Origin of the sequence: Dactylosporangium cerinum (assembly GCF_042653625.1) — a bacterium.
GTDB classification, from domain to species: Bacteria; Actinomycetota; Actinomycetes; order Mycobacteriales; family Micromonosporaceae; genus Dactylosporangium; species Dactylosporangium cerinum.
Genome location: NZ_JBHSIU010000014.1, coordinates 202,241 through 224,483, shown reverse-complemented (window position 1 = coordinate 224,483; position 22,243 = coordinate 202,241). Strand labels below are relative to the sequence as shown.

22 protein-coding genes are annotated in these 22,243 nt (G+C 71.8%); 7 read left to right on the top strand and 15 right to left on the bottom strand.

Features of this window, described 5'->3' with window-relative positions; genetic code table 11:
* Window positions 1-21: 21 nt before the first annotated feature.
* Window positions 22-1,368, top strand: a complete 1,347-nt coding sequence (locus tag ACFPIJ_RS14870) for a S8 family serine peptidase (RefSeq protein WP_380115461.1) — start codon at window positions 22-24, stop codon at window positions 1,366-1,368.
* A gap of 107 nt (window positions 1,369-1,475) precedes the next feature.
* Window positions 1,476-1,712, top strand: coding sequence for a hypothetical protein (locus ACFPIJ_RS14865; RefSeq protein WP_380115450.1), 237 nt, complete (start codon window positions 1,476-1,478; stop codon window positions 1,710-1,712).
* 52 nt (window positions 1,713-1,764) lie between these two features.
* Here the strand turns inward: ACFPIJ_RS14865 and ACFPIJ_RS14860 are convergent, their stop codons facing one another.
* Window positions 1,765-2,511 carry a sulfite exporter TauE/SafE family protein gene (locus ACFPIJ_RS14860; protein ID WP_380115448.1) on the bottom strand — a complete coding sequence of 249 codons (747 nt, stop codon included), beginning with the start codon at window positions 2,509-2,511 and terminating at the stop codon, window positions 1,765-1,767.
* 33 nt (window positions 2,512-2,544) lie between these two features.
* Complete coding sequence (locus ACFPIJ_RS14855; protein ID WP_380115447.1) at window positions 2,545-3,705, bottom strand: MFS transporter; 1,161 nt, start codon at window positions 3,703-3,705, stop codon at window positions 2,545-2,547.
* 64 nt (window positions 3,706-3,769) lie between these two features.
* Here ACFPIJ_RS14855 and ACFPIJ_RS14850 point away from each other — a divergent pair, with 64 nt between their 5' ends.
* The gene (locus tag ACFPIJ_RS14850) at window positions 3,770-4,810 is read left to right on the top strand and encodes a DUF5937 family protein (RefSeq protein WP_380115445.1); all 1,041 of its coding nucleotides are present in this window, start codon (window positions 3,770-3,772) and stop codon (window positions 4,808-4,810) included.
* Here ACFPIJ_RS14850 and ACFPIJ_RS14845 read toward each other — a convergent pair.
* From ACFPIJ_RS14845 to ACFPIJ_RS14785, 13 genes are all read right to left on the bottom strand, one after another.
* Window positions 4,793-6,322, bottom strand: coding sequence for a S8 family serine peptidase (locus ACFPIJ_RS14845; protein WP_380115444.1), 1,530 nt, complete (start codon window positions 6,320-6,322; stop codon window positions 4,793-4,795). The two genes, ACFPIJ_RS14850 and ACFPIJ_RS14845, sit on opposite strands and share 18 nt — an antisense overlap.
* 203 nt (window positions 6,323-6,525) lie before the next feature.
* Complete coding sequence (locus ACFPIJ_RS14840; RefSeq protein WP_380115442.1) at window positions 6,526-6,885, bottom strand: immunity protein Imm33 domain-containing protein; 360 nt, start codon at window positions 6,883-6,885, stop codon at window positions 6,526-6,528.
* Between the two features lie 13 nt (window positions 6,886-6,898).
* Window positions 6,899-7,456: a hypothetical protein gene (locus ACFPIJ_RS14835; RefSeq protein ID WP_380115441.1), complete on the bottom strand. Its 558-nt coding sequence runs from the start codon at window positions 7,454-7,456 to the stop codon at window positions 6,899-6,901.
* Complete coding sequence (locus tag ACFPIJ_RS14830; RefSeq protein WP_380115440.1) at window positions 7,456-8,097, bottom strand: hypothetical protein; 642 nt, start codon at window positions 8,095-8,097, stop codon at window positions 7,456-7,458. The genes ACFPIJ_RS14835 and ACFPIJ_RS14830 overlap by 1 nt, the downstream gene beginning before the upstream one ends.
* On the bottom strand, window positions 8,094-9,410 hold the full coding sequence (locus ACFPIJ_RS14825) for a cation:proton antiporter (RefSeq protein ID WP_380115439.1): 1,317 nt from the start codon (window positions 9,408-9,410) through the stop codon (window positions 8,094-8,096). The genes ACFPIJ_RS14830 and ACFPIJ_RS14825 overlap by 4 nt, the downstream gene beginning before the upstream one ends.
* Window positions 9,411-9,418: 8 nt before the next feature.
* Window positions 9,419-10,678 (bottom strand): ATP-grasp domain-containing protein, encoded by a 1,260-nt coding sequence (locus tag ACFPIJ_RS14820; RefSeq protein ID WP_380115438.1) that lies wholly within the window; start codon window positions 10,676-10,678, stop codon window positions 9,419-9,421.
* A 13-nt stretch (window positions 10,679-10,691) separates the two neighbouring features.
* Entirely contained in the window at window positions 10,692-11,075 is a 384-nt protein-coding gene (locus ACFPIJ_RS14815; RefSeq protein ID WP_380115436.1) for a nuclear transport factor 2 family protein, read from the bottom strand.
* Between the two features lie 148 nt (window positions 11,076-11,223).
* Window positions 11,224-12,255, bottom strand: coding sequence for a guanitoxin biosynthesis L-enduracididine beta-hydroxylase GntD (gene gntD / locus ACFPIJ_RS14810; RefSeq protein WP_380115435.1), 1,032 nt, complete (start codon window positions 12,253-12,255; stop codon window positions 11,224-11,226).
* The gene (locus ACFPIJ_RS14805) at window positions 12,237-13,133 is read right to left on the bottom strand and encodes an MBL fold metallo-hydrolase (protein WP_380115434.1); all 897 of its coding nucleotides are present in this window, start codon (window positions 13,131-13,133) and stop codon (window positions 12,237-12,239) included. The genes gntD and ACFPIJ_RS14805 overlap by 19 nt, the downstream gene beginning before the upstream one ends.
* Entirely contained in the window at window positions 13,130-13,939 is an 810-nt protein-coding gene (gene ddaH, locus ACFPIJ_RS14800; protein ID WP_380115433.1) for a dimethylargininase, read from the bottom strand. The genes ACFPIJ_RS14805 and ddaH overlap by 4 nt, the downstream gene beginning before the upstream one ends.
* Before the next feature lie 10 nt (window positions 13,940-13,949).
* Window positions 13,950-15,200, bottom strand: a complete 1,251-nt coding sequence (locus ACFPIJ_RS14795; RefSeq protein ID WP_380115432.1) for an ATP-grasp domain-containing protein — start codon at window positions 15,198-15,200, stop codon at window positions 13,950-13,952.
* Between the two features lie 5 nt (window positions 15,201-15,205).
* On the bottom strand, window positions 15,206-16,282 hold the full coding sequence (locus tag ACFPIJ_RS14790) for an NAD(P)/FAD-dependent oxidoreductase (RefSeq protein ID WP_380115431.1): 1,077 nt from the start codon (window positions 16,280-16,282) through the stop codon (window positions 15,206-15,208).
* Window positions 16,283-16,313: 31 nt separating this feature from the next.
* Window positions 16,314-17,282, bottom strand: coding sequence for a TauD/TfdA family dioxygenase (locus ACFPIJ_RS14785; protein WP_380115430.1), 969 nt, complete (start codon window positions 17,280-17,282; stop codon window positions 16,314-16,316).
* 268 nt (window positions 17,283-17,550) lie between these two features.
* Between ACFPIJ_RS14785 and ACFPIJ_RS14780 the strand changes: the two genes are divergently transcribed.
* The 4 genes from ACFPIJ_RS14780 to ACFPIJ_RS14765 are packed head-to-tail and all read left to right on the top strand — an operon-like array spanning window position 17,551 to window position 22,178.
* Window positions 17,551-18,831 carry a lysine N(6)-hydroxylase/L-ornithine N(5)-oxygenase family protein gene (locus ACFPIJ_RS14780; protein WP_380115427.1) on the top strand — a complete coding sequence of 427 codons (1,281 nt, stop codon included), beginning with the start codon at window positions 17,551-17,553 and terminating at the stop codon, window positions 18,829-18,831.
* Window positions 18,832-18,851: 20 nt separating this feature from the next.
* On the top strand, window positions 18,852-19,238 hold the full coding sequence (locus ACFPIJ_RS14775) for a cupin domain-containing protein (RefSeq protein ID WP_380115424.1): 387 nt from the start codon (window positions 18,852-18,854) through the stop codon (window positions 19,236-19,238).
* Window position 19,239: 1 nt separating this feature from the next.
* On the top strand, window positions 19,240-20,892 hold the full coding sequence (locus ACFPIJ_RS14770) for a class I tRNA ligase family protein (protein ID WP_380115423.1): 1,653 nt from the start codon (window positions 19,240-19,242) through the stop codon (window positions 20,890-20,892).
* 8 nt (window positions 20,893-20,900) lie between these two features.
* On the top strand, window positions 20,901-22,178 hold the full coding sequence (locus ACFPIJ_RS14765; RefSeq protein ID WP_380115421.1) for an MFS transporter: 1,278 nt from the start codon (window positions 20,901-20,903) through the stop codon (window positions 22,176-22,178).
* Window positions 22,179-22,243: the final 65 nt, after the last annotated feature.

The window sequence follows — 22,243 nt, the reverse complement described above, 5'->3', positions numbered from 1 at the left end:
GAAGAGAGGATGTGTTGAGTGATGATGAGCGAGCCGAGTGATTTTGGTTTCGGTGAGGTCGACGGCGCTCTGGCGGGGCACCTGCCGGGCGAGGCGGGCGAGCCGACGGGACGTTATGTACTGACCTTGGCCGATGATGTGGTGGGCGACGCGAACACGATGAGGGCGACGCTCCAGTCGGTGGCCGGGGTGTCGAACGTCGTGGAAAGTGGTGAGCTGTCCGAGGGCGGCGCTGAGCTGCAGGAGCTGACCGATTCGGATGCCGTGCTGTATCCCAAGCTCGGGATCGCGGTGGTGACCGGTGCGGAAGACCGGTTGGAGTCGTTGAGCACGGCGACGGCCGAGGACGAGCGGATCGAGGCGATGGAGCCGGAGCTGACGGTTTATGCGCTGCAGCAGCCGGGGGTGCTGGAGACGGAGTACCTGCGGGGGTATCGGGACGCGGCGAACGAGCTGTATGAGCACGCCAACGGCGGCACTGCCGGTGTCGCAGTGGAGGCCGCGCCGTCGTTTGCCGACACGGCGGCGTTCACCTGGGGCCTGCAGGCCGTACGGGCCGACACGTCCCGGTTCAGCGGGCAGGGGGTGCCGGTCGCGATTCTCGATACCGGGTTCACGGTGCGCCACCCCGACTTTGCCGGCCGCCGCATCACAAGCAAATCGTTCATCCCCGACCAGGCACCACAGGACGGCCACGGCCACGGCACACACTGCACCGGCACCACGTCCGGGCCGCAGCGCCCGCCGGGGGGCGCCCGCCGCTACGGCATCGCCTACAACGACAACATCTTCATCGGCAAGGTTCTGAACAACCAGGGCAGAGGAACCGACGGGCAGATCCTGGCCGGCATGGAATGGGCCGTGAACAACCGCTGCCGGGTCATTTCCATGTCGCTCGGAGCCGACATATCCACCGTGTCGGCGGCCTATGAGGCGGCCGGTCGGCGGGCGCTCGCGAACAACTGCTTGATCGTCGCCGCCGCCGGCAACGGGGCCGGCCGCGCCCGCGGCAGATTTACGTTGGTCGGCAGGCCGGCGAACAGCCCGTCCATCATGGCTGTCGGCGCGGTGGACTCCCAACTGCGCATCGCGGACTTCTCGGCGCGTAGCAACCCGGTCGCCGGCGGCCAGGTCGACATCGTCGGACCCGGCGTGGATGTGTTCTCCACGTGGAAGATGCCCGACCGGCACCGGTCGATCTCCGGCACCAGCATGGCCACCCCGCATGTGGCGGGCTGTGCAGCGTTGTGGGCGCAGGCCACCGGCGCGGGCGGCGCCTCCCTGTATGCACAGCTCATCCGGTCCGCGCAGCGGCTTCCCATCCCCTCCATCGACGCGGGCGCGGGCCTGGTCCAGGCCCCGCAGTAGTCGCGCCCTCGGTTGGCCGGCGGCCCCGCCGGCCAACCGGCACAGGCCCCGCGGCCGCGTGAACATCCGGCCGCCGGCGTCAGGAGCCAGCACCTGGAGGTATCCGCATGGACCATGACATCACGGTCACCGTCGAGGACGCTCATCGGGAACGTATCGAGGCGGTTGCCGACCAGCTTCGGGCCGCCGGAATGCAGATCGGGCAGGTCCACCCCACGATCGGCGTCATCATCGGGACGGTGCCAGAACGCCAACGAGACGCAATCGCCAACGTGGGGGGCGTTGCCCATGTAGAGGAACAAGAGGTAGTCCAGCTACCACCCCCGGACGCTGACATTCAATAGGGTGTGTCCGCGGCGACACGGATCCGGTCCATCGCGACGCCTCCAGCAACGCTCAGCGGTACGCCTGCCAGCCGAGGTGCGCGGCGAGCCCGAGCCCCAGCACGGCGATGACGCCGCGCAGCGCCGCCGGCGGGCTCCGGCGGATCACGACCGGCCCGAGCCGCCCGCCGATGAACAGCCCGGCGCCGAGCGGCAGGACCGCCAGCCAGTGCACCGGGCCGAACAGCGCGAACGCGCACGCGGCGACCAGGTTCGCCGCGCCGAGCAGCACGTTCTTCGCGGCGCTGCCCCGGGCGAAGCTGTCCGGTGTCATCGCCAGGAACAGGGCGAGCAGCACGATGCCGGCGGCGGCGCCGAAGTAGCCGCCGTACACGCCGACGAGGGCGACCCCGACGGCCAGCAGCCACCCCTGCCGGGGGTGCCGTTCGGCGTCGGGGGCCTGCCGGGGCAGCAGGATCGCGAGGGACGCGGCGGCGATCAGCCACGGCACCACGAACTCGAACGTCTCCGCCGGCGCGAGCAGCAGCAGGGCGCTGCCGGCCGCACCCCCGGCGACGGCCGCGACCGCGAGCCACCGCAGCCGCGCCGCCTGCCCGTCCAGCTCGGGCCGGGACCCGACCACCGAGCCGGCGCTGGCGAACACGAGCGAGACGCTGTTGGTGACGTTCGCGGTCACGGGCGGCAGGCCGATCGCCAGCAGCATCGGGTAGCTGATCAGCGACGCCAGCCCGGCCACGCTGCCGACGAGCCCGGCGCCGATGCCGGCCAGGGGCAGCACCACGTACATCCACCATGTCACGCGCCAGAGTCTGCCCTGCGCCGCGCGGACCGGTCACAGGGCCCGGCGGGAGTGCAGCAACGCCGGGACGGCCAGCGCGACCGCGACCGCGCGGACGGTCCCGGCGACGAGGTACGGGGCGCGCAGCCCGTAGCGGTGGGCGATCAGCCCACCGATCACGGTCCCGGCCGGGACCAGCCCCCAGCCGAGCATCCTGGTGCTGCCGACGACGCGGCCCAGCAGGTCCGCCGGCACGAGCTCCTGCCGCAGGCCGGCGGTCACGACGTTCCAGGTCGTGGTGGCCAGGCCGTTGACCGCCAGGCACACCCCGAGCAGCGGCACGGTGGGGCTCGCGCCGGCGCCGAGGATCGCGGCGGCGTTGACGGCGAGCGCGCCGATGAGCGCCGGGACCGCGCCGACGCGCCCGGCGAGCCGCCCCGCGGCCAAACCCCCGGCGACCCCACCGAGTGCGGCTGCGGCGAGCAGCAGCCCGTAGCCGTGGGCGTCGACGTGCAGGGTCCGGGTCGCGAGGAGCACGAGGACGGTGTTGGCGAGCTGGCCGCAGCACATGTTGACGCTCACCAGCACCGCGAGGGTGCGCAGGAGCCGTTGCCGCGCCAGCCAGCGCACGCCGTCCCAGGTCGAGGGCCGGGAGGTCCGGACCGCGGCGCGGGCGGGCAGGCCGGCGAGCAGGCCGGCGGACAGGACCAGCGCGGTCGCGTACGCCACGAACGGCCACCAGGTGGCGAGCGCGAACAGCAGCCCACCCAGCGGCGGGCCGATGAACAGCTGGCCGGCGACGATCGCGGTCTGCTGGTGGCCGTTCGCCCGGTGCAGCAGCGGCCTCGCGACCAGCTCCGGCAGGACCGCCTGGGCCGCGGTGGAGTACACGACCGCGCAGCTGCCGAGGGCGAACGCGGTGACCACAAGCGTCGGCACGCCGGACCGGCCGCTTGCCAGAAAGACGCCCACCACGACGATCTGGGCGAGCTGCGCCCGCCACATCAGGGTGGTCCGGTCGCGCCGGTCGACGAGCGCGCCGGCCGGCAACGACACCAGCAGCCACGGCAGGTACGCCGCCGCGGCGACCAGCGACACCAGGCGGGGGTCGGTGGTGACCGTGACCGCGAGCAGCGGCATCGCGGCGACGTACGCGCCTTCGCCGGTGCTGCTGAGGCCGGTCGCCGACCACAGCCGCCAATAGGTCCGCGTCATGCCCGCATGCTCGCCGGGCGGCGCGGGAATCCCGCAGCATGTAGCGGTCGCCTAAACTGCCCGGGTGGCGTTGACGGTCGAGCTCAACGTGACGGACCTGGCCGCGACCCGGTTCGCGACCTCGCCGCTGTCGGAGACCGTGGCCTGCCTGCAGCAGCTCGGCGGGCACGAGCGGCGGGTCACCACCCGCCCCTGGCTGCGCTGGGCGCGGGACCAGCTGGCCCGCGACCCGGTCAACCTCGCCTGGACCTGGCCGCTGCTCGTCAACGGCCGGCCCACCTGGCCGGAGTTCCTCGTGCCGGCGCCGGCCGGGCCGCATCCCACCATCGAGGCGGAGCTCGCCGCGCTCCGGCAGACCCCGGCGCGGCAGGTGCGGGCCAGCCTGACCCGCGTCTTCGGGGCCGACCTGCCACCGGCGGCCGCGGCCCTCGCGGCCGACCCGGCCGAGGGGCTCCGCGGCATCGCCGGCGAGCTGCGCACCGCCCACCGGCGGCTCATCGCCCCGCACTGGCCGCGGCTGCGGGCGATCCTGGACGCGGACGTCCTGCACCGCGCGGAACGGCTCGCCACCGGCGGCGCGGAGCGGCTCTTCGCCGGCCTGCATCCCGAGGTGCGGTGGCGGGACGGCCGGCTCATGCTGGTCGGGCGGCGCTGGCCGGTCGACGTCACGGTGCGGCACGCACCGCGCGGGCTGGTGCTCATCCCGGTGGCGCTCGGCCCGCCGCACGTGTTCATCAAGCAGCACACGTCGACGCGGACCACGGTGCGCTACCCAGCCCGCGGGACGGTGCGACTGACCGGGGACGCCGAAGCGCCCGAAGCGCCCGAGGCCCTGGAACGGCTGCTGGGCCGGGCGAAGGCGCGCATCCTGGACCTCTTGTGCGTCCCCGCGACGACCTCCGACCTGGCCGGCGCGCTGGGGGTCACCCCGAGCGCGGTGTCGCAGCAGCTCGCCGTGCTGCGCGACTGCGGGCTGGTCCAGGGGCGGCGGGCCGGCCGGACGGTGCTGTACCGCACCACCGAGCTCGGCACCGCACTGTGCGCCGGGCCGTCGCCGGCCCGGCGCAGTTCCAACCGATCAGAAGACTTACGACCAGGACGCTGACGCCCAGTCGTCGCTGGACCAGTAGTGGCCGGACCAGTAGTGCCCGGACCAGTAGTGACCCGACCAGTAGTGCCCGGACCAGTCGGGGTCGGTCCACGTCGTGGCGCCGTTCCACGGCTTGCCGGTCCACGTCGCGGCGGCCCACGTCCTGGACGCCCAGGAGGTGCCGGTCCAGCCGTCGCCGGCGACGCGGTAGCCCATCCAGGTCCCGCCCGACCAGCTGGTCACGGCGGCGCTGCGCTGGGACCAGGTGGTGGTGTTGAGCGCGCCCCAGACGGTGTTGTCGCCGCTGAGGGCCACGTTGTCGCGGACCAGGCGGCTGGCGCCGCGGGCGTCGTCGAGCTTGCCGGTGCCGGTGGAGCGGTTCCAGCCGGTCGCGTACAGGTCCTGCGAGGCGAGCGCCGCGTTGAGGTTCAGCGCCTTGATGTTGCGCTGCATCGCCAGGCCGGAGACGAAGCTGGCCGAGGTGGTCAGGACGGTCTTGACCTGGTCCGGGGTGAGCGTCGGGCGGGCCTGCAGGAGCAGCGCGACCGCCGCGGAGGTGACCGCGGCCGCCTGGGAGCTGCCGCTGCCGCGCAGCAGGGTCGTGCCCACCTTCGCCGACGGGTACGTCAGGTCCACATTGGACCCCGGGTCGGCCAGGGACACGATGGACTCGCCGGGGGCCAGGACGCTGACGCTGCGGTTGGTGCCGCCGATCGTGGTGAACGAGGCGAAGTCGTCGTCGGCCGCGGTCGCGGTGCCCTTGGTGGTGCTGGCGGCGACCGCGATGACGGCGGGGTCGCTGGCCGGGTCGCTGACGACGGTGTCGCTGTTGCCCTCGTTGCCGGCCGCGGCGACGACGACGATGCCCTTCATCCATGCCTGCTCGACCGCGTACTGCACGGGGTCGGTCCACGAGTTCGGGGTGCCGCCGGTGCCGTAGGAGATGTTGATGACCCGGATCGGGTTGGCGGGGTCGTCGTTGCGGTGCGCCGCGACCCAGTCGATCGCCGCGATCATCTGCGACACGTCGACCGCGCCGTTGGCCGTGCCGACCTTGATGGACGTCAGCTTCGCCTTTGGCGCGATCCCGACGGTCCCGGTCGAAGGGTCGTTGCCGACGATGATGCCGGCCATGTGGGTGCCGTGCCCGTAGGTGTCGAGGTAGCGCAGGTCCGGGTCCTGCGACTCGAACGACAGGTCGGGGCCGTTGACGATCTGCGTGGCAGGCAGCCCGTCGACGGGGGCGACGCCAGTGTCGATGAGCGCGACGCCGACGCCGGCCCCGGTCAGCCCGGCCGCCGCGCCCGTGGACGCGTTGATGGACGCGCGCACCGCGGCGAGGGTGGTGCCACCGCTGCCGGTGCTGCTGCCGAGCCAGGCGCCGGCGGCCCAGCCGCCGTCGCCGACGGTGTGGTGGGTGGGTGCTGCGGCGGCGCCGAGTCCGGCGACGGCAGCGGCTGCGGCCGCGAGGGCCGCCACGATCCGGCGTCCTGCCGCCGCCCGCCGCCGCAAGGCAGATCTAGGCATGAGGTGCTCCGTTCCTGCCGCTGATGATCAGCGACGCGTGCTCCACGATGACCCGTCGCGGCCGGGAAATCACTGGCCGTGAGCCCTCTCGGGCCGCGCGGCCGCCGGATCCGTCCGACCACCTGACGCGATGTCAGGTGGTGACCGTCGCGCCGCACCCGTCCCGCACCCGTCCGGCCACCGTCCGAGCAAGGAAGCGTGATTCAGACGTCGAGGATGTCGGCGTCGAACCAGACGTCCTCGTAGTCCGGCGCGAGGAGCACCCGCCAGCCCGGTGGCAGCGCCAGGTAGGGCAGGAGATCCGGCGCGAGGTCAGCGACGTGCTCGACGTGACTGGGCACGAAGAACGCGTCGTCGTCCTGCGGGATCTCGTCGCCGCGCCACAGGAACCAGCCGTTGCCGTTGCCCGCCGGTGGGTGGCGCAGCGCGTGCAGCGGCAGCTCGTCGCGTCCCCGCGATGGGGCCACGGCGACCATGGTGCCGGGCACCGGCGCCTGCGGGTCGACCGAGAACCGCCGGCAGACCTCACGCTGCGCCGCTGACACCGTCATTGGACCGGTCATGCCGCACGCACCCCTATTGGTGAGCGCGGCCGAGGGCGTGGTCGGCGAGGATGCGGTTGTGGCCGCGGGCGAACAGCACCCGGCCCGACCCCATCACCCGCTCGGCGAGGGCCTGCGCGGCCTCGGCCACGACCGGGTCGCGCAGGACCGCGGCGATCTCGTCGTAGGGGCCGCGGACCATCATCTGGTCCTCGCCCGCGCCGTAGTACTGCGAGTCCACGAACTGCAGGTGCGGGTAGCGACGGGCGGCCTTCGACCGGCCGCCGAAGCCGGACTCGAGGGCGGAGCGTTCGACGATCATCAGCGCGTCGACCGGGGAGCCCTTCATCTTCGGCAGGGTCTGGTAGATGACGACGATGTCGGTGGCCCGCATGGTCAGCGCGGACAGCCGGCCCGGGGTGGTGCCCGGCAGGCAGGACAGCGCCCAGTACTCGCCTTCGGTGGCCGCGGCCTCGGGGAGCGCCGCGGCGACGTAGGCGGTGGCGACCTCGACGACCGGCGTGAAGAACTCGCCCCGGGCGAGGCGGTCGTACTTGCGTTGCATCGTCATGCCGCTGCTGGGTTTGCGCATCAGGAAGTCCCACCCCCGAGCGTGATGAAGACGTAGGTGTACTCGTCGAGGATCTTCGCCAGGGAGACGCCGGGGCGGCCGAGGTGCGCCGGCAGTGCGGCGTCGTCGATGCCGGTCGAGGCGACCAGGTCCGCGGCCCAGGCGCGGCCGAGCGTCAGGTGGCGGGTGAAGGCCGCCCCGTCCCTGGCCCCGTGCAGGGTGACCGCGATCGCGGCGTCCCAGGGCATCACGGTGTCCGGGCGCAGCGCGTAGAGGGCCTTGGCGGCCGCCGTCGGTCCCAGCGTGCGGCTGGGACCGGCCGGGGTGGCGGCGAGGGCCGCGTAGGCGGCGCCGAGCGCGGTGAGGTCGTCGTCGCCGGCCAGCCGCAGCGACCCGGTCGGCAGGGTGGCGCCGAACGCGTCCCACCAGGCCGCGGTGCCGGCGTCGAACACGTCGGGCTCGCCGTCGCGCGGATACCGGATCCGGCAGCCCCACGAGTTGAGCCAGCGGTGCAGGAGGCGGCGGTGGTCCGGCCGGTCGAGATCCGGACCTGGCACGGTCTGTGCGACGAACTCGTGCCAGGTCCGGTCCACGTTGGCGTAGCCGTTGAAGACCCCGATCGAGTGGGCGAGCCGGTCCGGGGTCGGGGCCTCCAGGGTCACGCCGACGATCCTACCGGGACCGCGGTGGGTGAATCGTCACGGTCGAGGCCGAGTCGCACCTCGCGGTCGTGTTCGTCCTGGGTCGTCGCGATGCGGCCGAGCGTGTAGCGCAGCATCGGCGGTGCCATCACCGAGGTGGCGAGGGCGACCAGCACGATGATGGTGTAGCCGGTGGTGTCGACGACACCGACCCGCAGCCCGACAGAGGCGACCACGATCTGCACGATGCCGCGCGCGTTGAGCCCGGCGCCGAGGCTCAGGGCGTGCCACCGGTCCAGGCCGATCATGCTCGCGCCGGCGTACGCGCCGCCGAACTTGCCGGCGACGGCGACGGCGAGGACCACGATCGCCGACAGGGCCACGACCGGGTTGCCGAGCAGGGTCAGGTCCATCCGCAGGCCGGCGGTGGCGAAGAAGATCGGGGCGAAGACGCCGAGGACGACGGTGCGCAGCGAGGCCAGCCTGGCCGGCTCGACGAGCCTGGTGGAGCTGATCGCGATGCCGCACAGGAACGCGCCCAGCACCGCCTCCATCTTCAGTGCCTGGGTGCCGGCCGAGGCCAGCAGGATCAGCACCGCGATGACGCCGACGGCAGCGCCCTGGTCGGTGGCCCGCAGGACGACGCGCAGCATGGGCCGCAGCACCAGCGCGGTGAAGAGCAGGATGCCCACGAGGGTGGCCACGCTGAGCGTGACCGCGCCGGTGCTGACGCCCACGGTGGCCATGGTGGTGACGACCGCGAGCAGGAGCCAGCCGACGGCGTCGTCGACCCCGGCCGCGATCAGGATCAGCTGGCCGAGGTCGCGGTGCAGGATGCGCAGGTCGGTGAGGATCTTCGCGATCACCGGGATCGCGCTGACGCACAGGGCGACGCCGATGAAACCGGCGAAGACGGCACGGTCGCCGCCCGCCGGCATGATCACGGCCGGCAGGAGCAGGCCGCACGCGATGCCGAGCCCGAGCGGGATGACCAGGCTGGTCAGGCTCACCACGCCGGCCCGCGGGCCCTGCCGGCGCAGCAGGCCGACGTCCAGGCACATGCCGGCGACGCCGACGAGCAGCAGCATGCCGATCTGCCCGACGGCGTCGAGCATGTTGAACTGGCCGGCCCGGTGCGGGAACAGCCACTCGGCCACCGGCGGCGAGAGGTGGCCGAGGACCGACGGCCCGAGCACCACGCCGGCGAAGAGCTCGCCGACGATCGCGGCCATGCCCAGCCGGGTCGCCAGCCGGCCGAGCAGGATGGCGGCCAGCAGCAGGACGGCGACCTGGGTCAGGAACACCAGCAGCGTCGCGGCCGCCACGGGCGGCATCGGCCCCATCAGGCACCGTCCAGGGGGGCCACGTCGACCTCGACGGCGGCGGCCGCAGCGTCCAGCGCGGCGTCGCACTCGGCGGGGGAGTCGCCGCGGCAGATGACGTAGGCGAACCGGGCGATGAAGTCGTGCGGCGGCAGCCGCAGCACCGTGCCGAGCTCGACCATGGCGTGCGCCTCCAGCAGCCCGGGCACGGAGCCGGGCGCGGGCAGGCGGATGCCCGTGATCCGCCCGTCGAAGGGCGGGTTCAGGAACCGGATGCCGACGGTGCCGGTGGTCCGGGACCGGGTGAGGTCCGGCCCGAGGCCGGTGGCGAGGTCCACGGCCACGAACGCTGGGTCGATGCCGGTGGCGAGTTTGCCGATGTACGGGATGAGGTCGCCGCCGAGCCGCGCGTTGACCTCGATGATCGCCGGGCCGCGGTCGGTGAGCCGGATCTCGGTGTGGGTGATGCCGTCGCGGACACCGACGGCGCGGTGCGCCTCGGTCAGCACGCGCAGGATCTCCGGGTCGCGCAGGAGCGGGTCGTCCACGCTGACCGTGTGGCCGATCTCCTCGAAGTACGGCGGCGCGCCGATGCGCTTGCGGGCCAGGAAGAACGGCTGGTACTCGCCGCGGTGCAGCGCGCCGTCGACGCTGATCTCGGGTCCTTCGAGGTACTCCTCGACCAGCACGCCGCCCTCGTACGCGGGAGCGCCGGTGTGGCTGGCAGCCTCCGCCACGGTGAAGGCCGCCTCGATCTCGGCGGCGTCGGCGGCCCGGACCACGCCGATGCTCGCGCCGCAGCCGCGGGGCTTCACCACCACCGGGTAGCCGAACCCGGCCGCGGTCTCGACCGCCTCCTCGAGGGTGGTGACGTAGGCGAACCGCGGCTGCGGCAGCCCGGCGGCGGTCAGCGCCAGGCGGTTGCGGTGCTTGTTGCGGCAGTTCTCGACGCCGTCCACGGACAGGCCCGGCAGGCCGAGCGCCTCGGCGATGTGCGCGGTGGTGACGACGAGGGTCTCGTCATAGGTGAACACGCCCATGACCCGGTGCTCGGCGGCGATCTCCTGCGCGGTCTTGACGAGGAGCTCCCGGTTGGGGATGAGCCGCTCCTGATCGACCAGCGGGACGACGGAGGTGTGCCGCACGTACGGCTGCTGCCACGTGTTCGGCGCGCCGTCGAGCAGCCACAGGGGCCGCCGGCGGCTGGCCGAGTCGAGCAGGTACTCCCGGTAGGTTTGTCGGGCGCTGCCGACGACGAGGACGACACCTTCACGGTCCATGGCCACGAACCTCTCAGTTGGGGGCGACGTAGTAGTAGCGGCGGTAACCGAGCAGCAGCCCGAAGTCGGACAGCGTGAAGACGTCGACGAACTCGACGTCGACGGGCGGGCGGACGAAGCGGCCGGTGACGACGATGCTGTCGCCCTCGGCGATGATCCGCTCGAGCAGGTGCCGGCCAGGTGGTCCGGTGACCTCGGCGTGCAGGCGCTGCACCTGCACCCGGCCCTGGCTCTGGGCCGCGTCCGGCCGGCGCACCTGGACGTTGTCGTCCAGCAGCGAGCCGTACGCGTCCAGGTTCCCGGCGTCCAGATAGTCGTAGGACAGCCGGACATGGTCGACGCCGACCGACGTGACGGCCGGGATCCGGGACGATCGTCTTGCGTCGTAGCCGGCCATGTCAGGTCCTCCGATCGGTGTGGCCCAAGCAGAGCCGGTGCGATTTACAGTGCGGGAGATCGCCAACCGTGCGTTATCACGGCGCTATCACGCCGGGTGGCGGTGCGGTGCGCACCGCCACCCGGCGCCGCGGTCACAACACGACGCGTCAGAACACGACGCGGGCGGTCGCGGAGGCCCGTGAGTCGCGCGACTTGCGGATGTCCCGGGTGATGTTGACGCGGCGCAGCCAGCGGTCCCGCCCGTCGAAGTTGGCCTTGAACGGCTGCCGGCCGTGCACCGCCCGGTAGTTGTCGACGAACATGACGTCGCCGGGCTCGAGCACGACCCCCCGCAGGTGCTTGTCAACCTCGGCCATGAACGCGTCCAGGGCCGCCACCGCCAGCGGGTCGTCGATGTCCCGTTCGATCGCGTCGGAGTCGAGCCGGATGTACGGGGCAGACGGGTCGCCGAACAGGACCGCGGTCTTCTCCGGGTTGCGGATGATCTCCTCGATCCGCGCGTAGCTGCGGGCGACCGCGGCCTCGGTCCCCGGCGCGACCACCATGTTCGGGTCGCGGTTGACGGGCAGGTGCGCGTCGTCCGGACGGAACACGAAGCGCTGCTCGAAGAGCACCTTCGACACCTCCTCGGCGATCGGCACCTCGTCCATGCACGCGAGCATCGTCGCGGTGCGGTCGGGGTTGCGCATGCACATGAGGCCGATGTAGTCGGCGCGGTACGGGTGGAACGCGTCCTCGGTGTGCCACAGCAGTTCGCTGGTGCTGCCGGAGTTGATCTGGCGGTCCTCGTCGCCCTTGATCGGCACCACCTCGTTGACCAGCCGGCCGCCCTGCTGGCTCGACCAGCAGAACACGTCGCCCAGCAGCGTCGCGCACAGGATGAAGAAGAACTCCTCGCGGACCGTGCCGGACTGGCGCAGGGTGTCCGCCCAGTGCTGCGGCGTGGCACCGATGCGGTCGTCGTCGACCTCGAAACCACTGACCAGCAGGGCACCCGAGGTCTCCTGGTGGCGCAGCTTGTGCGCGGTCGCCCGCAGGCGTTCGGGCATCCGCTGCGCGTAGAGGGTCACGCGGCGCAGAAACGCGGCGTCGTTCGCGTCGGGGAACGTATCGATCAGCTCGGCGAGGATCGCCTCGACCTCCGCACACTCGGTCGGGCTCAGGCGGACTTCCAGCACGACTGGACTCCATTCGGGTCGGTGAGGGTGAAACCGTGCCCGTCGCGGGCGACCAGCACCGCGGTGGGCGACGGGAAGTGGGAACCGATCAGCAGGGTGCCGGCGTCGGCGCACCGGCCGAGCAGTTCGACGCGGGTCCGCCGGGCCAGCTCGGGGTCGTGGTCGGCGTGGACGGTCCACTCCGGGTGCGCGATCTGGCACGGGTGATGGATCGCGTCGCCGGAGATGAGGGCGCGCTCACCGGCCGACTCCACCTCGACACTCACGTGGCCCGGGGTGTGTCCCGGGGTCGGGACCAGCCGGATGCCCTCGTGCACCCGGTGTTCGCCGGTGACGAGGTCGAGCAGCCCGGCGTCGAGCACCGGGCGCACCGAGTCCTCGAAGCCGGCCCGGTCGTCCGCGGACTCGCGTTCGGGTCGCGCCGCCCAGTAGCGGAACTCCGTCTCGCTGACGAGGTGCCGGGCCCGGGGGAATGTCGGCACCCACGACTCGTCGAGGGGCACGGTGTTCCAGCCGACGTGGTCGAAGTGCAGGTGCGTGGAGACCACGGTGTCGACGTCGCCGGGCTTCACCCCGTGCCCGGCGAGCCGCTCGAGGAAGTCGGTGTCCAGCCCGCTCCACGCGGGCAGGCCCGGCCGGGGCTTGCCGTTGCCGATGCCGGTGTCCACCACGACGACGGCGTCGCCCAGCTCGATGACGAACGCCTGCACCACACTGCGCAGCTCGCCGTCGTCGGTGATGAAGTCCGGTCGCAGCCAGGGAATGCCTTGCAGTCGCGACGGGGTGGCGTCGCGCATGCCGGACTGGATGATGCAGCCGGCGACGGAGGTCTCCACGATCGGTGTGACGCGGGCCGCGCCCACCTGCCATCCGGTCATGTTCGCAGTTCCAGCGTGCAGCACTTGACGCTGCCGCCGGCCTTGAGCAGCTCGGACATGTCCGCGCCGATCGGCTCGAAGCCGCGCTCCCGCACCTGCGCGATGAGCCCGGTCGCGGCCTGCGGCAGGACCACGTGCCGGCCGTCGGAGACCGCGTTGAGGCCGAACACGGCGGCGTCGAGGTCGCCCGCCCGGATGGCGTCCGGGTACAGCTCCTCCAGCAGCCGGCGGCTGTCCGGGGAGAACGCCCGCGGGTAGTACATGACGGTGTCGGCGTCGAGCACGCACAGGGCCGTGTCCAGGTGGTAGTAGTGCGGGTCGACCAGGGTCAGCCCCGTCACCGGCACGCCGAAGAACTCCGCGGCCTCGCCGTGCGCCCTGGAGTCGGTGCGGAAGCCGGTGCCGGCCAGGATCCGCCCGCCGGCCACGAGGTAGTCGCCCTCGCCCTCGTTGACCCAGCGGGACTGCCGCACGTCGTGGTAGCTGTGCGCGCGGAACCAGTCGAGGTAGGCACCGGCCTCCGGCTGGCGCTGCGGATGCCGGAACCGGGCGACGAATGCCTGACCGTTGAGGACGGTCGCGCCGTTCGCGGCGAACACCATGTCGAGCAGCCCCGGCCGCGGCTCGAGCTGCTCCACCCGGTGGCCCAGCTCGAGATAGAGGTCGCGCAGCCACTCCCATTGGGCGATCGCGAGGTCGGTGTCGGTGGGCTTCTTCGGGTCCATCCACGGGTTGATCGAGTACTCGACGTCGAAGAACGTCGGCCTGACCATCAGATAGTGCCGCGGGGTGGCTGTGCGGGGCATGCGGTCCTCCTCAGTGAGTCCCGGTCAGACGGACGTCGATCTTGCCGGCCAGATCGAGCGCTGCCCGCATGGCGTCGTCCAGGGACGTGCCGAGCGCGCCGATGCCGCCGATGATGCTGTTGCCTTCCGGGGGCCGGCGGATGACGTCGCCGGGCCGGGCCGTGATCTTCAGGAAGTACAGCTGCTCGGCCTCGGTCACCTCGGGCGGCGCGGTCACCGACTCGATCGTGCCGCTGGGGCAGATCAGGCACATCGCGGCCGTGTGCACCTCGGTCGGCTGGAAGTGGTGCACGTCGGGGTGCACGCCGGCGGCGACGTCGGCGACGGCCCGGATCGGGTCGTAGCCGGCGGAGATGCGGGCCATGTAGTCCAGTCCGCCGCCGCCCGGCCGGACCGCGATCTCGAGGATGAACGGCTTGCCCCGGTGGAAGCGCACCTCGGCGTGCATGACGCTGCGGTGCAGGCCCTGCGCCTTGACCGCGGAGCGGACCAGCGCGTGGACATCGGCGACCTGTTTGGCGGTGAGGGCGGTCGGCGCGTGGTGCACGTCGTCGTCGAACGTGTCGCCCTCGACGGTCACCCGGTCCACAATGGAGCCGAGGTAGACCTCGTCGTCCCAGACGAGCGCCTCGATGAGGTGTTCGTGCCCGTCCAGGAACGACTCGACCAGCAGCCCGTGCGGGCCGAGGTCTAGCCCACCGGCCTCCATCTCGTACCACGACATCCGCTGGATGCCGTCCTCGGCCTGCCGGTACCGTTCGCGCAGCTGCTCCTCGTCGTCGACGCGGAACACGAAGTTGCTCGCCGCGCCGAGGGTCGGCTTGAGGATGACCGGGTAGCCGAACTCCGTGGCCGCGGCGAGGGCCGCGTCGAGGTCGGTGACGAACGCGAAGCTCGGGTGCGCCACGTCGCCGCGTTCGTGCGCCTGCCGCATGATCAGCTTGTTGCGGCTGGCGACCGCCGCGTCGACGCCGATGCCCGGCAGGCCGAGCGCGGTCGCCACGGCGGCCACGGCGACGACCGCGGACTCGGAGAAGGTGAAGACGCCGTCGAAGTGCTCCTCGGCGTGCCACGCCTTGGCGTCGGCGATGAGGTCGTCGATGTGGGTGCTGCCGGCCCGGCGGTAGCGTTCCGCCGGCCAGAAGTCGTCGGAGCCGACGCCGTTGAGCACATAGAGCTCGACCCCGAGCGCGGCGATCTGCTGGTAGCGGGACAGGTAGTAGTAGGCGTTCTGGCTGGCTTCCAACCCGAGCAGTTTCACGACCCTCACCTCACTGGGACCTCGTTGGACACTTGCTGCACAAGGGAACGGGCGATGAGCGGGGCGAACTTGAACGCCCCGCCGCCGCACGCCGCGTAGGACACGACCCGGTCGCCGAGCATCACCGACATCGGGCCGCCGGTGGAGCGGCGCATCAGGTAGTAGGCGTCGCGGCCGCCGGTCACCCAGCCGGCGTCGAGGCCGCGGACCAGCGGCACGAACTGCTCGACGAGGTGGTCGCGCCAGTAGTGCGGGGTGTCGGTGCCACCGACCTCGGTGACGACCCGGCACGCGCTCGCGGCGCTGAGTTTCAGGGATGTGCCGGCGACGGGCGGCACCAGCCACCCGCCGTTGCTCGTGCCGAACGTCGAGATCGGCGGGGTGGCGGACCACACCGCGGTGTCCCGCTCCGGCACCGCGCAGAGGACCATGCTCTGCCGGCACAGCACCAACTCGTCGGCGAGGTGGGCCGGCAGCAGCCGCCGCGACCACGCCCCGGCGGCCAGCAGCACCGCGTCGGGGCGCAGCACCTCGCCGTCGGCGAGGTGGACGGCCGCGTCGTCGGCGTCGACCGCGACCGCGGCCCGGTGCGGCAGGAGCTCGGCGTCCGGGGCCGCCCGCAGCCAGCCGGCGCAGGCGATGAGGATCCGGTCGGCGAGCAGCACCCCGGCGAGGTCCTCCAGCACGGCGGTCGCCCCGTCCGGGAACCGCACCTGCGGGTAGGTCGCCGCCAGCGACAACGGGCCGAACAGGTGCGCCCCGGATCCCGCGCCCGTCAGCATCCGTTCGGCGCGGGCCAGGTCCTCGGCCGGCAGCACGTGCAACGCGCCGACCGGCTCGTAGATCCTGGTGCCGAGCAGCCGCTGCAGGCGCAGCCACTGGTGGTGGGCCCGGACCGCCGCGGCCGTCGCCGCCGGGTCGTCCAGGTGCAGCGCACGGATGACCCGTTGTTGGTCGAACGACGTGGAGCCGGACCAGGGGATGCCCGCCTGGTCGACGAGCACCACCTGATGCCCGGCGGACACGCACTCCACGGCGCTGAGCAGGCCGACGACGCCGGCGCCGACTATGACGATCCGCATGGCGCACCTCCGTCGCGCCGGTGCGGTGTCATCAGTGCACCCGGCGGCTGTCCGCGGCACTGCGGTAGCGGATGTCCCACAGGCTGCGGCGCAGGTAGGTGCGCTGCAACCAGCGGTCGTGACCGTCGTGCTGGGCGAGGAACTGCGACCGGGCGTGCAGGCCCTTGCGGTTGTTGATCAGCAGTGCCGTCCCGCGTTCGAGGCGCACCTCGTGCGCGACCGCGCGGCAGGACCGCTGCAGCTGCGCCAGTGCGGTGTCGGCCTCGACGGTCAGCCCCACCACGCCGTTGGCCGACACGACGATCCCAGGAGCCGACGGCGGGCCGGAGATGATGGCGATCGGGTCCGACAGCACCGCCGCGCCGCCGGCGTGGTCGCGCACGTAGCTGCCCGGCGCGTTCAGCCGGAACTGCGGGGTGCGCAGCGTCTGCTCCACGTCGGCGGGCAGGTCGCCGACCACGTCGCGGGCGTCCGCGTAGTAGGTGACGGCCTCCCGGTTGCGGTCCTGCCGGAGGCAGTTGAGCACCAGGAAGTCGGGGTTCGGCAGGTCGAACCGGCCGAACTCGTCGAACACGATGTCGCTGTGGAAGTTGAGGAACGCCGCTGAGCTCTGGTTCGTCTGCGACGTCGCGCCGGTGGACACCGGGACGACGTCGTGCACCAGCCGGCCGGCCTTCTCGGTGGTGATGCCCACCGGCTCGCCCAGCAGCTGGCTGAGGCCGAGCAGCACACCCTCGGCGACGAACGTCCGCTTCAGCGGGCTCGGCTCGCCGTTGACCGGCGTCATCGGCAGTTCGGGGTCGACGGGCAGGTTGCGCACGAGCGCGACACCGGCGGTGTCCGCGTGCCGCCCGAAGTCCAGGATGCCCTGCAGCAGGTCGATCGGCAGCGCCGAGAACACCACCCGCAACCAGGTCAGTGAGCGGTCGATGTCCTCGACCGGGTCGGGCGAGGACTCCAGCAGTTCGCCGATCGCGTCCCGGACACTGTCCGGGAGCACGAATTCGGTGAATGTTCGGTCCAATGTGCGGACATCCGCATCGGCAAGCATGGCCAACAATCCTCTCCAACGAGAAGGGGGCGTTGTTGGCAAGACAACCGCCTCGTCGAGACGACGTCAATGAATGCGATGACCGGGATTGTTGGTCGATGGTGGATTGATTGTTCTGCGCCCGGCGGGGTTCCGGTCAACGCCGGCACGGGGTGAAGTAGCCGGCAGCGAAGCGTGGTCCCGACGACGGTTGGAGCACTCTATGGCGGATCGAGACGTGGAACTACTGGCGATCGGGGCGGGACCATCGAACCTCGCACTCGCCGTGGCACTGGAGGAGCTCGCCCCGGATCTGGCGCGCGACTCCCTCATCATCGAGCGGAATCAGGAGGTGAGCTGGCAACCCGGAATGCTGTTTCCGGAGGCGCTTTCCAATACGTCGTTCCTGAAGGATCTGGTGACGTTGCGGAATCCGCGCAGCCGATTCTCGTTCCTCAATTATCTGCACGCCACCGGCCGGCTCGACCATTTCGTGAACATGGGCAGCCTGACGCCCTACCGGGCCGAGGTGGCGGACTACCTGCAGTGGACGGCGCGCTCGCTGGCGCTGGTGGAGCTGCAGTACGGCCGGCAGTGCGTGGACATCAGTCCGGTCTGGACCGGTGGCACGCTCACCGGCTGGACGACCACCCTCGCCGACGGCCGGACGATCGGCAGCCGGTATCTGGTCCTCGGCACCGGCCGCGACATCCGGATCCCCGAGGTGCTGCGCGACGTCGACCGGGACCGGGTGGTGCACAGCACCCAGTACCAGAAACGGATCGGCGCCCTGCGCAAGGACCTGCCCTACCGGGTGGTGGTGGTCGGCGGCGGGCAGAGCGCGGCGGAACTGTTCTACTCGGTGCAGATCGACCTGCCCGAGTGCCGTCCCACGATGGTGATGCGCTCGGTGGGCCTGAACTCCTACGAGACCAGCAAGTTCACCAACGAGCTGTTCTTCCCGTCGTTCGTCGACGAGTTCCACGCGTCCCGGCCGGAGGCGCGGGCGCAGATGCTCGCCGAGATGCGGCCCACCAACTACGCCGGGGTGGCGCCCGGCATGATGGATTCCCTCTACCGCCAGGTGTACCTGGACCGCCTCTCCGGCCGGTCCCGGCTGCAGATGATCACGATGCACGACATCACGTCGGCGCGCGACGAGGGCGACGAGATCGTCCTGGAGCTCACCGACTGGCGCAACGGCGCCACCCGTGAACTGCGCACCGATCTGGTGCTGCTCGGCACCGGGTTCTCCCCGCAGATGCCGTGGGCGGTGCGCCGGCTGGCGGAGCGGATCGGCCTGTCCGACGTCGCCGTCACCCGCGACTACCGCCTGGTCGTCGACCGGCCGAGCACGGCGGCGTGCTACCTGCACGGCGTCAACGAGCAGACCCACGGCATCGCCGACTCGCTGCTGTCGGTGATGGCGAACCGGGCCAACGACATCCTGCAGGACGTCCTCACCGGCGACCACCTCGACCTGACCCCTGTCACGGCGCCCGCCGTGGCGGCGACCTGACGAAGGAAGGAAAGGCAGTCATGGAAATCCGACCGCTGGTCCGGGAGCGCATGAACCACGAGAACGGCGCGGACGCACAGCGCCTGGTGCCGTGGCCGGTGCTGAACGCGCCGTTCGAGGGCTCCTGGTGCGTGGTCGCCCCGGGTGGCGCGACCGGGACGCACGCGCACCACGAGTACGAGATCTTCATCGCCCTCAGCGGCGAGGCGGTGCTGGACTCCGAGGGCGAGCGCAGGCCGTTCAAGGCCGGCGACATCGTGCACTTCCCGCCGCACACCGCGCACCGCGTCATCAACGAGAGCGACGAGGACTTCCAGCTCTACTGCGTGTGGTGGGACGCCGAGATGTCCGAGAAGTTCATGGCGCGGCACACGCAGGACCCGACGCAGCTGCCGGCGAAGGCCTGAGATGGCCGCGATCGACGGTGGGAACGGCCGTCCGGTCCTCGTGATCGGCGGCCCGCCCACGACGAATGGTGACCTGCACGTCGGGCACGTCGCCGGGCCGTACGTGGCGGCCGACGTGTGGTCGCGCTACCAGCGGGCCCTCGGCCGCGACGTGGTGTTCGCCTCCGGCGGCGACGACAGCCAGACCTACGTCACGACCACCGCCGCCCGGCTCGGCACCTCGCCGACCGAGCTCATCACGAAGTCGTGGTCGCAGATCAAGAGCACGTTCGAGGCGATGGGAATCGCCGTCGACGGCTTCGCGCCGACCGACGACGACTACCGGTCCACGGTGTACGACTACGTGAACCGCCTGCACGCACTGGGGAAGTTCCGGCTGCGCACGGTGCGCCTGCCCTACAGCGAGGCGACCGGCACGTACCTCGTGGAGGGCCTGGTCGGCGGGGACTGCCCGACCTGCCTGGCGGACAGCCGCGGCGGGATCTGCGAGGCCTGCGGGCACTGGATCGACTTCGACGGCCTGCTCGACCCGTGGAACCTGCTGGACCCGTCCGACGAGGTCACCTACCGCGAGGCGGAGATCCTGGTCTTCCCGCTCGAGGAGTACCGCGAACGGCTCATCGCGTTCCACGAGGAGAAGGCCTCCACCTGGCGGCCGCACCTCGTGTCGCTGATGCGGGAGCTGCTGTCCAAGCCGCTGCCGGACTACCCGATCACCTACCCGGTGGCGTGGGGCCTGCCCGCGCCGTTCCCGGAGACGCCGGGACAGACCATCAACGCGTGGACCGAGGGCATGCCGGCCTCGATGTACTGCAACCACTACGGCCGGCTGCAGCAGGGCCACCGGCCGCCGACCACCGACGACGCCTGGCGCGCCGAGCACGACGCGGAGCTGGTCTTCTTCGTCGGGTTCGACAACCTGTTCATCTGGGCGCTGGTCCACGTCGCGGAGCTGATGGCGCACGAGGGCCGCTACGTCCTGCCGAGCACGATCCTCACCAACGAGTTCTACGAGCTGGAGAACGAGAAGTTCTCCACCAGCAAGGGCCACCTCGTGTGGGCCAGGGACCTGGTGGCGGACGTGCCGCGGGACGTCGCCCGGTTCTACCTGAACCTCAGCGCCCCCGAGCACGCCCGCACGAACTTCAGCCAGGCGGTGCTGGACAAGGTCGCCGGCGAACGCCTCGTCGAGCCGTGGAACGAGCTCGGCACGACCCTCGCCAAGCTGGCGGTCGACGGTGAGCCCCTGCCCGTCTCACCGGGGACGCAGGCGCGGATCGCGGCCATGATCTCCCGGTTCCGGCACTGCTTCGAGCTGGACAGCTTCAGCCTGAGCCGGGCCGCCGACCTGGTGGTCCAGCACACCGCGCGGCTACGCGCCGACGCGCAGCTCGCCCTGACCGCGGAGCCGGCCGCGCTGCCGTTCCGTGCCGGTGACCTGTTCCTGCAGACGCGGGCGCTCATCACCTGCGTGTCGCCGATCCTCGTCGACGTCGCGGCCCAGGTGGCCGGGGACGGCGAGTTCGAGCCGCGGTTGTCGGCCGAGGCGTTCGACGTCACGCACACCACCGCGTTCACCGTGCCGGGCCTGAGCCTGCGCACGGCGGGCGCCGACCGTCCGGCCGATCCGGCCGTCCCGACCAGCATCGTTTGAGGCAGAACATGGCTATCGACACGTCATCGTCCACCACCACCGGCTCCGTCCGGCGGTCGAGGCTGACCGAGCGGCAACTCGTCGCCGCCGGATTCATCACCACCGCAGGCAACGCGTTCCAGATCACCGCGGCCGCCATCATGGTGTTCCGGGCCGAGAACACCACTCTGTCGGTCGGCTGGCTGTTCATCGCCGTGTCGATCCCGCAGGTCGTCCTGTCGGTCATGTTCGGCCGCCTGGTGGACCGGATGGACCGCCGGATCCTGTGCGTCATCGCCGACGTGGTGAGCGCGGTGACCGCGTTCGCGCTGCCGGTGTGGATGTGGTTCGGCGGGCCCGTCAGTCTCGGGTCCTACCTGGCGAACTTCCTGCTCGCCGTCACCGCGGCGCTGTTCATGCCGGCCAGCAACGCGCTGGTCAAGGAGCGCGTCCTGGACGGGCGGCTCGGCCGGTTCAACAGCCGCTACGAGATGGGCACCAACACCGGCATGCTCCTGGCGTCGTCCTCGGCCGGGTTCCTGATCGTCATCTTCGGTGCGACGCCGCTGCTCGTGTTCAACGCGTTCACCTTCGTCGCGTCGGCGATCCTGACCTGGTTCATCGGCGCCAAGCCGGTGGCCGGGACGTCGTCCACCTCGGACGGTGAGGACGGCGCGGCGACCGGCGGGCCGGCCACGCCGGTGCGACGGCAGCCGATCAAGCGGCTGGCGCTGCTGTACACCGCCGGCAACGCCAACCTGATGGTCAGCAACGTCATCCTCACCACCATCGTCCTGCAGCACTGGAAGCAGAGCCCGTGGGTGATCGGTGTGGTCGACGCGCTGGCCGGGGTCGGGTTCATCATCGGCGCCGCGTGCTACCCCTGGATCAGTGCCCGGATCAAGGGTCTGCACCTCGCGGTGCTCGGCCAGCTCGGGTGCATGACGATGGTCATCTTCGAGCCGCTGCACTACATCGCGCTCATGTCGGTCATCCCGGTCGCGGCGTTCTGCTTCGCCAACGGGCGTATCGCCGCCCGGACCCTGCTGATGCAGGCCAGCCCGGTGGAGCGGGTGGGCCGGATCTTCGGCGGCGCGCAGGCGTTCGGGCTGGCGCTCGGCGTGGCCGCGACGGTCGGACTGTCCGCCGTCGCCGACGGGATCTCGGTGCCCTGGGCCTTCTGGGGCCTGGTCATCCTCGTCGACGCCATCGCCGTCGGCACCTACCTGAGCCTCCGCAAGCCGCTGTCGGAGCCCGAAAAGGCTCCCGAGCCGGTCGCTGCCGAGCCGGTGGCCGTCCCCGCCTGACGGACGGCGGCGCCCGGTCCACCCGGGCCGGGCGCCGCCCGACCAGCCGGATCACCGCATCCACG